This is a genomic window from Kitasatospora sp. NPDC004614 (assembly GCF_042873675.1).
Classification (GTDB): domain Bacteria; phylum Actinomycetota; class Actinomycetes; order Streptomycetales; family Streptomycetaceae; genus Kitasatospora.
Genome location: NZ_JBIALR010000012.1, coordinates 59,403 through 72,305 on the forward strand (window position 1 = coordinate 59,403; position 12,903 = coordinate 72,305).

12 protein-coding genes and 1 tRNA gene are annotated in these 12,903 nt (G+C 72.3%); 9 read left to right on the top strand and 4 right to left on the bottom strand.

What is annotated here, in order from left to right:
* Positions 1-95 precede the first annotated feature (95 nt).
* Positions 96-1,616 (bottom strand): potassium/proton antiporter, encoded by a 1,521-nt coding sequence (locus ACFYST_RS23585; RefSeq protein ID WP_387865209.1) that lies wholly within the window; start codon positions 1,614-1,616, stop codon positions 96-98.
* A gap of 217 nt (positions 1,617-1,833) precedes the next feature.
* Here ACFYST_RS23585 and ACFYST_RS23590 point away from each other — a divergent pair, with 217 nt between their 5' ends.
* Positions 1,834-4,578 (top strand): penicillin acylase family protein, encoded by a 2,745-nt coding sequence (locus ACFYST_RS23590; RefSeq protein ID WP_387865211.1) that lies wholly within the window; start codon positions 1,834-1,836, stop codon positions 4,576-4,578.
* Between the two features lie 202 nt (positions 4,579-4,780).
* On the opposite strand, the gene ACFYST_RS23595 is transcribed toward ACFYST_RS23590, so the two are convergent.
* Positions 4,781-5,377 (bottom strand): 5-formyltetrahydrofolate cyclo-ligase, encoded by a 597-nt coding sequence (locus tag ACFYST_RS23595; protein ID WP_387638223.1) that lies wholly within the window; start codon positions 5,375-5,377, stop codon positions 4,781-4,783.
* A 60-nt stretch (positions 5,378-5,437) separates the two neighbouring features.
* Between ACFYST_RS23595 and ACFYST_RS23600 the strand changes: the two genes are divergently transcribed.
* The 8 genes from ACFYST_RS23600 (at position 5,438) to ACFYST_RS23635 (ending at position 11,698) form a co-directional block, all read left to right on the top strand.
* Complete coding sequence (locus ACFYST_RS23600; protein WP_387638221.1) at positions 5,438-6,277, top strand: GGDEF domain-containing protein; 840 nt, start codon at positions 5,438-5,440, stop codon at positions 6,275-6,277.
* 57 nt (positions 6,278-6,334) lie between these two features.
* Positions 6,335-7,255 carry a UTP--glucose-1-phosphate uridylyltransferase GalU gene (gene galU / locus ACFYST_RS23605; RefSeq protein WP_387638219.1) on the top strand — a complete coding sequence of 307 codons (921 nt, stop codon included), beginning with the start codon at positions 6,335-6,337 and terminating at the stop codon, positions 7,253-7,255.
* A 26-nt stretch (positions 7,256-7,281) separates the two neighbouring features.
* Positions 7,282-8,595, top strand: coding sequence for a gephyrin-like molybdotransferase Glp (glp, locus tag ACFYST_RS23610; protein ID WP_387865214.1), 1,314 nt, complete (start codon positions 7,282-7,284; stop codon positions 8,593-8,595).
* Between the two features lie 116 nt (positions 8,596-8,711).
* Entirely contained in the window at positions 8,712-9,149 is a 438-nt protein-coding gene (moaC, locus tag ACFYST_RS23615) for a cyclic pyranopterin monophosphate synthase MoaC (RefSeq protein WP_387638881.1), read from the top strand.
* Positions 9,146-9,637, top strand: a complete 492-nt coding sequence (locus ACFYST_RS23620) for a molybdenum cofactor biosynthesis protein B (RefSeq protein WP_387865217.1) — start codon at positions 9,146-9,148, stop codon at positions 9,635-9,637. Before moaC ends, ACFYST_RS23620 begins: the two co-directional genes overlap by 4 nt.
* On the top strand, positions 9,634-10,260 hold the full coding sequence (locus ACFYST_RS23625; RefSeq protein ID WP_387638878.1) for a GNAT family N-acetyltransferase: 627 nt from the start codon (positions 9,634-9,636) through the stop codon (positions 10,258-10,260). The genes ACFYST_RS23620 and ACFYST_RS23625 overlap by 4 nt, the downstream gene beginning before the upstream one ends.
* Positions 10,261-10,423: 163 nt before the next feature.
* Positions 10,424-11,485 carry a gephyrin-like molybdotransferase receptor GlpR gene (gene glpR / locus ACFYST_RS23630; protein WP_387638212.1) on the top strand — a complete coding sequence of 354 codons (1,062 nt, stop codon included), beginning with the start codon at positions 10,424-10,426 and terminating at the stop codon, positions 11,483-11,485.
* Positions 11,486-11,624: 139 nt separating this feature from the next.
* Positions 11,625-11,698, top strand: a tRNA-Ala gene (locus ACFYST_RS23635).
* A 252-nt stretch (positions 11,699-11,950) separates the two neighbouring features.
* Here the strand turns inward: ACFYST_RS23635 and ACFYST_RS23640 are convergent.
* Both ACFYST_RS23640 and ACFYST_RS23645 read right to left on the bottom strand, forming a co-directional pair.
* Positions 11,951-12,130, bottom strand: coding sequence for a hypothetical protein (locus ACFYST_RS23640; RefSeq protein WP_387865220.1), 180 nt, complete (start codon positions 12,128-12,130; stop codon positions 11,951-11,953).
* 187 nt (positions 12,131-12,317) lie between these two features.
* Positions 12,318-12,884, bottom strand: coding sequence for a hypothetical protein (locus ACFYST_RS23645; RefSeq protein ID WP_387865222.1), 567 nt, complete (start codon positions 12,882-12,884; stop codon positions 12,318-12,320).
* Positions 12,885-12,903: the final 19 nt, after the last annotated feature.

Below are 12,903 nucleotides of genomic sequence, written 5' to 3' on the forward strand. Positions count from 1 at the left end.
CGGTGCGCCTCGGGGCCCGGCCGCCGAGCGGTCGCGCCGACTCTGCATCAGGCAGATGCGGGGGAATCGGGGTTTTCAGCCTTCAGCTTAGCGGTTCAGCCCGCTTTCTTTCTGGGAACGGAAGGTGAAGCCTCGGCATTGTGCAGCCAGCCGGCCAGCTTGCCGCCCTGGTCGACGGCGCGCAGCCGGTGTTCGGCGGCCTCCGAGACCTCGTCGGTGGTGACCACCAGCAGTTCGTCGCCCTCGCGCAGCACCGTCGTCCGCTCCGGGACGAAGCTGGAGCCCTCGCGGACCACCAGGGTGACGGCGGCGCCCTTGGGCAGGCGCAGCTCGGAGACCTCGACGCCGGACATACGGGAGCCGGCGGCCAGCTGCACGGACAGCAGGTGGCCGTGCAGCTTCTCCAGCGGGGCGGATTCGATGTCCAGGTCCTGGCCCATGTCGCCCTCGCCGATCTTCAGCCAGCGGGCGACCATCGGCAGCGTCGGGCCCTGGAGCAGGGTGAAGACCACGACCAGGATGAACACCACGTTGAACAGCTGCTCGGCGTCGGCCGCGCCGGACACCAGCGGGATGGTGGCGAGCACGATGGGCACGGCGCCGCGCAGTCCGGCCCAGGACAGCAGGGCCTGCTCCTGCCAGGAGATCCGGAACGGCGTCATGCTGACCATCACCGACAGAGGCCGGGCGACGAACACCAGCACGGTGCCGGCCACCAGGCCCGGAATGATCGCCGAGCCCATGCTCGCGGGGGTGACCAGCAGGCCGAGCAGCACGAACATGCCGATCTGGCCGATCCAGGCGAGTCCGTCGGCGAAGCCGCGCACCGCGGGGCCGTGCGGCAGCTTGGAGTTTCCGAGGACCACCGAGGCGAGGTACGCGGCCAGGAAGCCGGAGGCGTGCAGCAGCGCGCCGCCCGCGTAGGCGAGCACGATCAGCCCGAGCACCGCGATCGGGTACAGGCCGGAGGAGGGCAGCGCGACCCGGCGCATCGCGTACGCGCCGAGCTTGCCGACCGCGAGGCCGACGGCCGCGCCGATCGCCAGTTCCATGGCGATGGTGCCGAGCAGCACGTACCAGGAGTCGAGTTCGCCGGTGGTGGCGAAGGCCACCACCAGGATCACCACGGGCGCGTCGTTGAAGCCGGACTCGGCCTCCAGCAGGCCGGTGAGGCGCTTGGGCAGCGGGACCGTCCGCAGCACCGAGAAGACCGCCGCGGCGTCGGTGGACGAGACGATCGCGCCGAGCAGCAGCGCGGTGCGCCACTCCAGGCCGACCAGCCAGTGCGCGCCGGCGGCGGTGACGAACACCGAGACCGCGACGCCGACGGTGGCGAGCACGGCGGCTGCCGGTACGACCGGTTTGATCGCCTTCCAGCTGGTTTTGAGTCCACCCTCGGCGAGGATGACCACCAGGGCCGCGTAGCCCAGGACCTGAGTGAGTTCGGCGTTGTTGAAACTTATGCCGATGCCGTTCTGGCCGAGCAGGACACCGATGCCGAGGTACAGCAGCAGTGACGGCAGTCCTGTTCGGGTGGAGAGCCTGACGGCGCCGACGGCGACGAGCAGGATGACGGCGGACTCGAGAAGCAGCTCGTTCAGGTGGTCAACGGTCACGCAGGGGCACCTCGGGGCAGGAAGGGCGGCTGACGGATCGTTACTCAGTCTAACATTTTACTTGATCTTTACGCTAGTCCCTCCTTTCATCCAGGCCCGATAGGGTCCGAACGGCACCGGCGAAGCCCTGCCGGTGTCCCCCGTGCACAGCTGCCGCTGCCGTCGCCCTAATGTGGTGACCTGTTACGGCTGCACGCTCCCTCATACAAGGACTCGGATGCCCCGCTCGAAGAAGTTCCGGCGCGCACGTCTGATCGTGATCCTGCTGGCCGTGCTGCTGGTAGCGGGTCTGGCCGGCGGCGGCTGGTGGGCAGTGGACACCGTCCGCTCGTCGTTCCCGCAGGTCAGCGGCACCGTCAAGGTGCCCGGCATGTCCGCCCCGGTGGACGTGGTGCGCGACGACAAGGGCATCCCGCAGCTGTACGCCGACACCGACGCCGACCTGTTCCGCGGCCAGGGCTACGTCCAGGCGCAGGACCGGTTCTGGGAGATGGACGTCCGACGGCACATCACCGCCGGCCGGCTCTCCGAGATGTTCGGCTCCGGCACGGTGGAGAAGGACAGCTTCCTGCGCACCATGGGCTGGCGTCAGGTGGCCCAGAAGGAGTGGGACACCACGCTGTCCGAGGAGACCAAGCGCAACCTGACCGCGTACACCGAGGGCGTGAACGCCTGGCTGGCCGAGCACCCCGGCGGGGCCGGCGCCTCGGTCGAGTACGCGCTGCTCGGCGCCGTCAACTCCGGCTACACGCCCGAGAAGTGGGACCCGGTCGACTCGGTGGCCTGGCTGAAGGCGATGGCCTGGAGCCTGTCCGGCAACATGCAGGAGGAGATCGACCGCTCGCTGCTGACGCAGAACTTCACCACCGAGCAGATCGCCCAGCTCTACCCGGACTACCCGTACGACCGCAACGGCACCATCGTGAAGACCGGCAAGGTCGTCACGGACGGCACCTACACCCCCGGCGAGGGCGCCACCGTGCCCGCCCAGCCCGGCAGCGCCGCCGCGGTGAACACCGCTCAGGCCCGGGCCGTGACCCAGCAGCTGCTCGGTGACCTGTCCGGCAAGATGGGCGAGATGCCGCAACTGCTCGGCCCCAACGGGCAGGGCATCGGCTCCAACTCCTGGGTCGTCTCCGGCGCCAACACCACCACCGGCAAGCCGATGCTGGCCAACGACCCGCACCTCGGCCCCGGCATGCCGTCGATCTGGTACCAGATGGGCCTGCACTGCCGCGCCGCCTCCGCCGCCTGCACCTACGACACGGCCGGCTACACCTTCGCCGGCATGCCGGGCGTCGTCATCGGCCACAACAAGGACATCGCCTGGGGCTTCACCAACCTCGGCGCCGACGTCACCGACCTGTACCTGGAGAAGGTCACCGGCCCCGACACCTACCTGCTCGACGGCAAGGACGTGAAGTTCACCGTCCGCAAGGAGACCATCAAGGTCGCCGGCGGCTCGGACCGGACCATCACCGTCCGCACCACGCAGGACGGCATGCCGATGATCTCCGACCAGTCCTCCGAGGACCAGAAGATCGGCAGCTACGCGCCCGCCGGCAACGCCGCCCCCGACCGGGCGGCCGGCTACGGCGTCGCGCTGCGCTGGACCGCGCTCGTCCCCGGCAAGACCATGGACGCCGTCTTCAAGCTCGACAAGGCCAGCGACTTCACCACCTTCCGGGCCGCCGCGCAGGACTTCGCCGTCCCCGCGCAGAACCTGATCTACGCCGACACCAAGGGCAACATCGGCTACCAGGCCCCCGGCCTGATCCCGGTCCGCGGCAAGGGCGACGGCCGCTACCCCGCCCCCGGCTGGGACTCCACCTACGCCTGGAACGCGAACTACCTGCCGTTCAAGTCGCTGCCCTACGCGTACAACCCGCCCGAGGGCTACATCGTCACGGCCAACCAGGCCGTCGTCGACGACACCTACAAGCCGCTGCTCACCAAGGACTGGGAGTACGGCACCCGCGCCAAGGAGATCACCGACCAGATTCAGTCGAAGCTGAAGAACGGCGGCAAGATCTCCCTCAACGACATGCAGTCCATGCAGCTCGACAACACCAGCGTGCTCGCCAAGGAACTCGTCCCGCTGCTGCTCAAGGTCCAGATCGACGACCCGTACGTGCGCGAGGCCCAGGACCTGCTGAAGGACTGGAACTACCACCAGGACGCCGACTCCGCCGCCGCCGCGTACTACAACGGCGTCTGGCGGAACCTGCTGATGCTCTCCTTCGGCCAGAAGTTCCCGGCCGACCTGCGGGTCGAGGGCGACTGCCTGCTGGTCCGCCAGAAGCGCGACAACACGCTCCCCGACGACGCGCTCGGCGGCGCCGCGCAGGCCGTCACCGAGTGCGGCACCCGCAAGCCCTCGCTGGCCCAGCCCGACGGCGGCGACCGCTGGATGGAGGTCGTCCGCCAGCAGCTCACCGACCCCAAGTCGCCGTGGTGGGACTACATCGACTCCAACCACCAGCAGCAGCACGGCCTGGACAAGCTGCTCGCCGAGGCCCTCAAGGACGCCCGCCAGGACCTCACCTCGCGCCTCGGCAAGGACATCTCCACCTGGAGCTGGGGCCGACTCCACCAGCTGACCCTGCAGGAGCCCACGCTCGGTACCGACGACTCGTCGATCGCCTCCACCGCCGTCCACAAGCTGCTCAACCGGGGCCCGTACAAGATGTCCGGCGGCAGCGCCGCGGTCGACGCCACCGGCTGGAACGCCGCCGCCGGCTACGACGTCGACTGGATCCCCTCGATGCGCATGGTCGTCGACCTCAGCGACTTCGACGCCTCCCGCTGGATCAACGTCGGCGGCGCCTCCGGCCACACCTTCCACCCCAACTACAACGACCAGACCGACCTCTGGGCCAAGGGCGAACTCCTCCCCTGGTCCTACACCAAGGACGCCGTCACCAAGTCCGGGAAGAACACCCTCACCCTGACCGTCGGCTGACAGCCCCTGCCCCAACGGAGGCGGACCCCCAACGACAAGGGGGTCCGCCTCCGGCGCGTTTCGGGGCGGAACTCCGGAAAGCGGCGCGGGGCACAGCGGCGCCGCGGACGGTGGCCGCCTGCGGCGGGCCGGCACGCCGGCTTCCGGTGGAACGGCGGCCCTGCCGACCTCCGTGCCACCCTGCCTCCGGCGTTCCCCGCGGTCAGTCCGCGAAGCGGGTCACGCCGGCCGGGGTGACCACGGCGTGGACCGGGAGGTCGTGGGGTTCGGCGGGGACAGCGGGGAGGAGCTCGTGCGGGTAGAGCAGGGTGGCCAGCAGCGGGTGGGCGCCGGCGCGGGCGAGGCGGGCCAGGACGCGGTCGTAGGAGCCGCCGCCGCGGCCGAGCCGGATGCCGCGGGCGTCGACGGCCAGGCCGGGGAGCAGGACGACGTCGGCCTCGCGGACGGCGTCGGGGCCGAGGCGGTCGGCGAGCGGTTCGAGCAGCCCGCGGGTGGCGGGTGCCAGCCGGGCCTCGCTCTCGTAGGGGGCCCAGTCGAGGTCGTTGTCCGGCAGCAGGACCGGTAGCAGGACCCGCGCCCCGGCGGCCGCCAGCGCGGCCAGCAGCGGGCGGGTGCCGGGTTCGGCGCCGACCGAGACGTACGCGGCGACGGTGCCGCCCGGCGGCACCAGCTCCGTCGCGTGCTCCGCCAGCGCCCGGGCCGCGGCGGCCCGCTGTTCGGCGGTGAGGGCCCGCCGTTCGGCGAGCAGCCGTGACCTGAGCGCCGCCTTGTCGTTGGACAACTGATCCGCAGACACCATCCGTATCCCTTCGGCTCCGTCATTCGCAGTGACACGAGCCTGACACGTCGAGGCCGCCGCATGCCCACCCCGCTCCTGCTCCAGGCCCTGGCCGTGCTCGGCGCGGCCGCCCCGGTCGCCGCCGGCGTCGCGGCGCTGCGCCGCCGCGGGGCCGGGGCCGCGCCCGGCGGCAGGGAGACGGAACTTCTGGCGAAGATCGCGGAACTGACGGCGGAACGGGACGAGCTGCGCCGCACCGCGTCCTGCGACCCGCTCACCGGGGTGTGGAACTACCGGCACCTCCAGCTCACCCTGGACCAGGAGATCGAACGGGCCCGCCGGGCCGAGGCCACCGCCGTCGACCCGCGCCCGCTGTCGGTGCTGATGGTGGAGCTCGTCGGCTTCGACGCGCTGGTCGCCGAGCACGGCCGCTCGCGCGCCAACGGGATGCTGCGCGACCTCGCCCAGCGGCTGGCCGTGGAGATCCGCAGCTGCGACACGCTGGGCCGATACGGCGGCGAGGAGTTCCTGGTACTGCTGCCCGACACCGCCCCGGAGGGCGCCGCCCAGGTCGCCGAGCGGCTCTGCTGGTCGGTGCGCCGGCACCGCCTGACCGACCGTCACCCTGGCGAGCCGGCCGACCCGGAGGCCCGCAGCGGGCTGACCGCCGCGATCGGCCTGGCCGTACTGCCCCGGGACGGCGCGCACGCCGCCGTCCTGCTGCGGGCCGCCGACCGCGCGCTCGCCGAGGCCAGGGCGGCCGGCGGCGACTGCTGGCGCCCCGCTCCGTCCGGCCCGCCCGCGTCGAGCGGTCCGGACGCTTCACCGGTGCCCGGTAAGGTGTTTTCCGGCCCCGGCGGGAACCCCCTCGCCCCGCCCGTGGCCACCGTCGGCCCCCATACGACCGGTGACCGGCCCTGACCGACGATTCATCCGCCTCTCAGCGGGGTGGAGTTCCTGCCTTAGTAAGGTCGACGCATGACGAACAAGCACGCCCGCACGCCGGTCACCAAGGCAGTCGTCCCCGCTGCCGGCCTCGGCACCAGGTTCCTCCCCGCCACCAAGGCCACGCCGAAGGAGATGCTCCCGGTCGTCGACAAGCCGGCCATCCAGTACGTCGTGGAGGAGGCCGCCTCGGCCGGTCTGTCCGACATACTGATGGTCACCGGTCGCAACAAGCGTGCTCTGGAAGACCACTTCGACCGCGCGTACGAGCTGGAGGAGCTGCTCACCCGCAAGGGCGACCACGACCGTCTGCGCCGCGTCCAGGAGTCCGTGCAGCTGGCCAACATGCACTACGTCCGCCAGGGCGACCCGAAGGGCCTCGGCCACGCCGTCTCGGTCGCCGAACAGCACGTCGCGGGCCAGCCGTTCGCCGTCCTGCTCGGCGACGACCTGATCGACCCCCGGGACCCGCTGCTGGCCCGCATGATCGAGGTGCAGCAGGAACTCGGCGGCTCCGTGGTCGCGCTGATGGAGGTCGACCCCGCGCAGATCCACCTGTACGGCTGCGCCGCCGTCAAGCCCAACGGCTTCGGCGAGGACGTCTTCCAGGTGACCGACCTGGTCGAGAAGCCCGACACCGCCGACGCCCCGTCCAACTACGCGGTCATCGGCCGCTACGTGCTCGACCCGGCCGTCTTCGACGTGCTGCGCGAGACCCCGCCCGGCCGCGGCGGCGAGATCCAGCTGACCGACGCGCTGCGCGAACTCGCCACCCGCGACGAGAACGCCGGCGGCCCGGTCTACGGTGTGCTGTTCAAGGGCCGCCGCTACGACACCGGCGACCGCGCCGACTACCTGCGCGCGATCGTCCGGCTGGCCGCCGAGCGCGAGGACCTCGGCCCCGAATTCCGGACCTGGCTGCGGCAGTTCGTCGCCGCCGAGATGCAGGGCTGACCCACCACGAAGGCGAGCGTGAGGCGATGACCGGGAAGCACGACCCCTGCGGAGAGGGCGCCGGCTCCCCGGCCTCGCCGCGCCTGTGGAGTGTCGACGAACACCTCGCCGACGTGCTCTTCGCGGCCGCCCCGCTGCCGCCCATCGAACTGCGGCTGCTCGACGCCCAGGGCTGCCGGCTCGCCGAGGACGTGCGGGCCGGCGCCGACCTGCCGCCGTTCGACAACAGCTCGATGGACGGCTACGCGCTGCGCACCGCCGACACCGTGCGGGCCACCGGGCAGTACCCGTCGGTGCTCGCCGTGGTCGGCGACATCGCCGCCGGGGCCGGCGACCTGCCCAAGGTCGGCCCCGGCCAGGCCGCCCGGATCATGACCGGCGCCCCCGTCCCGCCCGGCGCCGAGGCCGTCGCCCCGGTCGAGTGGACCGACGGCGGCACCGGCACCGGGCAGGCCGCCGACGCGATGGGCGGCGCCGACGAGGGCACCGAGGTGCGGGTGCTGCGCCCGGTCTCCGAGGGCGCGTTCATTCGCCGCCGCGGCAGCGACGTCACCGCCGGGGACACCGTGCTGGAGGCCGGCACCGTGCTCGGCCCCACCCAGATCGGCCTGCTGGCCGCGATCGGCCGGGCCACCGTCCGGGTCCGCCCCCGGCCGCGCGTCGTGGTGCTCTCCACCGGCAGCGAACTCGTCCAGCCCGGCGAGGAGACCGGCCCCGGCCGGATCCACGACTCCAACTCCTTCACCCTGACCGCCGCCGCGATCGCTGCCGGCGCCGTCGCCTACCGGGTCGGCGGCGTCCCCGACGAGGCGTCAACTCTCCGCGCGGTACTGGAGGACCAGCTCGGCCGGGCCGACCTGATCGTCACCAGCGGCGGCGTCTCCGTCGGCGCGTACGACGTGGTCAAGGAGGTGTTCGCCGACTACGCCGGCGTGGACTTCCGGCGGCTGAGGATGCAGCCCGGCAAGCCGCAGGGCTACGGCCGGATCGGCGGCGAGCGGGGCGTGCCGCTGCTCGCGCTGCCCGGCAACCCGGTGAGTGCGTACATCTCGTTCGAGTTGTTCGTCCGCCCCGTCATCCGCACCATGCTCGGCGCCCCCGACGTGCACCGCCCCGTGGTGCGCGCCACCACCACCGCCGCGCTGCGCTCCCCGGCCGGACGGCGGCAGTACCTGCGCGGACGGTACCGCCCGGCGGACGGCACGGTCGGTCCGGTCGGTGGCGAAGGATCGCACCTGGTCGGGGCGCTGGCCCAGGCCGACTGCCTGATCACGGTGCCCGAGGACACCACCGCACTGGCGGCCGGCAGCCCCGTCGATGTGCTCCTTCTCACGGACTGACCCGCGCGGGGCGGTACGGTAGCGCGAGATTCGCACCGTGTTACTGGAGCCCATTCGTGACCGACACACCCCCCGGCGACCGCCTCACGCACGTCGACCACACCGGCGCCGCCCGGATGGTCGACGTCTCCGAGAAGGCCACCACCACCCGGGTCGCGGTGGCGGCCGGCCGCGTCCGGGTCGCCCCCCGGGTGGTCGAGCTGCTGCGCGGCGAGGGCGTCCCCAAGGGCGACGCGCTCGCCGTCGCCCGGATCGCCGGCATCATGGGCGCCAAGCGGACGCCCGACCTGATCCCGCTCTGCCACCCGATCGCGCTCACCGGCACCACCGTCGACCTGACGGTCACCGACACCGCCGTGGAGATCACCGCCACCGTCCGCACCGCCGACCGCACCGGCGTCGAGATGGAGGCGCTCACCGCCGTCGCCACCGCCGCGCTCACGGTCATCGACATGGTCAAGGCCGTCGACAAGGCCGCCGCCATCGAGGACGTCCGGGTGCTCAGCAAGACCGGCGGCAAGAGCGGCGACTGGGTGCGGGAGGACGCCCGATGAGGGCGCTCGCCGTCACCGTCTCCAACCGGGCCGCGGCCGGCGTGTACCAGGACAAGGGCGGCCCCCTGCTGGTCGCCGGACTGCGGGAGATGGGCTTCGCGGTCGACGGCCCGACGGTCGTCCCCGACGGCGACCCCGTCGAGGCCGTGCTCCGCGAGGCCGTCGCCGCCGGGTACGACGTGGTGCTCACCACCGGCGGCACCGGCATCTCCCCGCAGGACCTCACGCCCGAGATGACCGCCCGGGTGATCGACCGCACGGTCCCCGGCATCCCCGAGGCGATCCGCGCGTACGGCCGCGAGCAGGTGCCCACCTCGGCGCTCTCCCGCGGCCTGGCCGGCCTCGCCGGACGCACCCTGATCGTCAACCTGCCCGGCTCCACCGGTGGCGTCCGCGACGGCCTCGCGGTGCTCGCCCCGCTGCTGCCGCACGCCGTCGACCAGTTGGCCGGCGGCGACCACCCGCGCCCCGCGGGCGGTGCGCACTGAACGCGGGCTGGCCGGTCGAACTGGCCGAGGGCGACATCGTGCTGCGGCCCATCCGCCGCCGCGACCAGGCCGAGTGGCAGGAGGTCAGTCGGCGCAACCGGGAGTGGCTGCGCCGCTGGGAGGCCACCGTCCCGCCCGCCCCGCCCGGCCGCGTCCCGCTGCCCCGGCCGACCTTCCGGCAGATGGTCCGCTACCTGCGCGCGGAGGCCGCCGCCGGCCGGATGCTGCCCTTCGTGGTGGTCTACCGGGGCCGCCTGGTCGGCCAGTTGACCGTCGGCGGGATCACCTGGGGCTCGATGTGCTCCGCCAACGTCGGCTACTGGGTGGACGAGGCGGTGGCCGGCCGAGGTATCACGCCCACCGCCGTCGCGCTCGCCGTCGACCACTGCTTCCGCGACCTGGGCCTGCACCGCATCGAGGTGTGCATCCGCCCCGAGAACCGGCCCAGCCGTCGGGTGGTGGAGAAACTCGGCTTCCGCGCCGAGGGAATGCGCCCCCGCTATCTGCACATCGACGGCGACTGGCGCGACCACCTGGTCTACGCGCTCACCGCCGACGAGGCCGCCGACGGCCTGCTGCGGCGCTGGCACTCCCTCAGGAGCGGTCCTCCGCAGGAGAATTGAATATCTGTTCGAATAGTAGATATCGATATGGCATCGGCGGGGCGCCGGAGCCGGGGCGAGCCGCCACAAATAGCGGCAAAATAGTCTGAGAATCAGCTTGATCGGACGACACGCCGTCCCAAATTGCTGCAGCGCCTTACCCCGCGCCCGTACCGTGTGAAACGTGAGCAGCAGTGGCCTTATCTACGCGGTCATCGTAGGGGCCTGGGCCGCCTATCTGGTGCCGATGTGGCTCCGCAGGCAGGACGAGCTCAACGAGTCGCGTCCGACGGAACGGTTCAGTACCGCGATCCGCCTGCTGGCCGGGCGATCGGCCATGGAGCGGCGCGCGGCCCGAGCCCTCGGCGAACAGACCGCCGACCAGCAGCACCCCGCCGGGGAGCCGGACGGGGTCCTCGCCGACCCCGCGGACGTCCCCACCCGGCCCGCCGGATGGGACGGCGCCGGGGCGGCCTCCGGGTCCGGGTCCGAGCCCGACGTGCCGGCCGGGCCGGTCGCGACCGCCGAGGAGACCGCGCCCGCCGCTGCCGTCCCGCCGGTCGCCACCGCCCCGTCCGCGCCGCCTGCCTCGGCGGTTCCGCCGGCCTCCTCGGCCGGGAAGGGCGCTCGTGGCGAGCAGGACGAGCGGCGCTCCGCCGAGCGGCGAGCCCGGCTGCTGGCCCGGCGGCGGCGGATGGTCTCGATGCTCTTCCTCGCCTTCGCGCTCGGTGCGGTGGTCGCCGCGGTGGCCGGTGTCGCGTTCCTCTGGGTGCCGGCCGTGCCCGGCATCCTGCTCACCCTCTACATCGGGCACCTGCGCCGCCTCGAACGGCAGCGCTACGAGGTCAAGTTCGACCGGGTCCGGGCCGCGCAGGCCGCCGAGCGGCTGCGGGAACGCGAGCGGGCCCGGACGGCCGACACCGCGACCGCGCCGCACGGCATCGACGTCCCGACCGAACCCGCCGCCCGGGCCAGCGCCCTCGCCGACGCGACCGAGCACGAGGAGTGGGTCGACGGAGTCCGCGCCCGCGCCGCGGCCGGACCCGACTCCTGGGAGCCCGTCCCCGTCCCGCTGCCCACCTACGTCACCGCGCCGGTGGCCCCCCGGGTCAACCGTGGCCTTGACCTCGCCGCCCCGAACACCTGGGACTCCGGCCGTCCCGCCGCCACCCCGCTGTTCGACCAGTACGGCGAGCCCGGCCACCAGGCGGCCCCCGAGTACCGCCCCCGCGCCGCCAACGAGTAGCCCGCACCTCCGAGCGCCCCGCCCATCGATCCAGGTGGCCGGGGCGTCCGTGTTTTCCGGGCTTCGAACGTCCAGTCACGGCCGCCCGGCGACCATGGTCATGAGTACCCCTCCAGGGGTGATAGAGTTTCTTCTTGTTGGGGCTGTGGCGCAGTCCGGTAGCGCACCTCGTTCGCATCGAGGGGGTCAGGGGTTCGAATCCCCTCAGCTCCACCCAACGGGCCGTTCACGACCTAGGTCGTGGGAGGTTCACGAGATCCCGTCCAGATGGCAAATCTGGACGGGATCTTTTGCTTTGCGGGTCTGGCAAGGGCTCGTGGGGCCGGTGTTCCGGCTTCGTGGGACGGCTGAGCGGAGCTGGCGGTGCGAGTGCGGGCATGGCGAAGTGCCCGTGGGATCAGGGAGCTGGTGGTCCCACGGGGCGGCTCGCTCTGCTCTTCGCTTGCGCCGACGACGGGGCGTTGGTTAGCCGGGTCGGGGTGGATCCGCTCCGGGTTCTCCCGCCGCCGTGACGGTGGGATCGTCCTTGGCTGGGTCGAGGTGCGGGTCCGGGGTGTCAGTGATGTCGACGAGGGTGTGGTCGTCCGGGGTCCAGAGGCGCCGCTCGCGCAGGTAGGACTCGATGGTGCGGAGGTTCTCCACCATCAGTTGGACTGCTGCGAGGAGGGTTTGGGCGACGCGTCCGCGGCTCTGGCGGACCTCGGGCCGGTCTAGGAAGGTGTCGACGCCCTTGACGCGGCCGTTGAGGCCCTCGGTGTGGCTACGCAGAGCCCCCGGTAGGCGCTCTGCCAGGTGGCGCGGCCCCAGGGGATGTCCTGGCGCAGTTTGGGCATCAGGTCGATGGGAATGCCGATGGTCGCCTGTCGGCAGATATCGGGCCGCTGGTGGATGGGCTTGTCGGGGACACGGACGACCGGCTTCGCGGCAGGTTGGGTCCTGCGGGAGCGGGGGCGTCCAGATCGATCACGGGGCGGGGCGGTGCCGCGCGTCGTTGCTGCCGGGTGCGTTGGTCGCGTTCGACGGCCCAAGGGCACTGGACTTTCGGGCTGGTGCCGGCGGCCGGGCACTGCCGCCGTTCGTCGCCTTTGGCGTTGGCCCGCTGCTTGAGCGGCAGGATGTAGGGGTCGGCTTCTTCGATGAGCCGGAGGACCTTCTGGCGGCCGTCGCTGGATTTCTGGGCGGCCATCAGGTGGTAGGCATTCAGGGCCCTTCGCGGGGTGTGCGGGCACAACAGGTCGCCGGCCATACCGATGACGCCCAGCCATGGCTTGGGCTTGATCATGTCGGTGCGGCAGTCCAGGACGGGTTCCCAGCCGAGCACACGGACGGGCTGGTGGAAGGTCTCGACCCGGGCATCGGTGTAGGCGCGGTCCCCGGCAAGGTAGCCGGTGCGCGGCAACAGGCGCTTGGTGACGGCG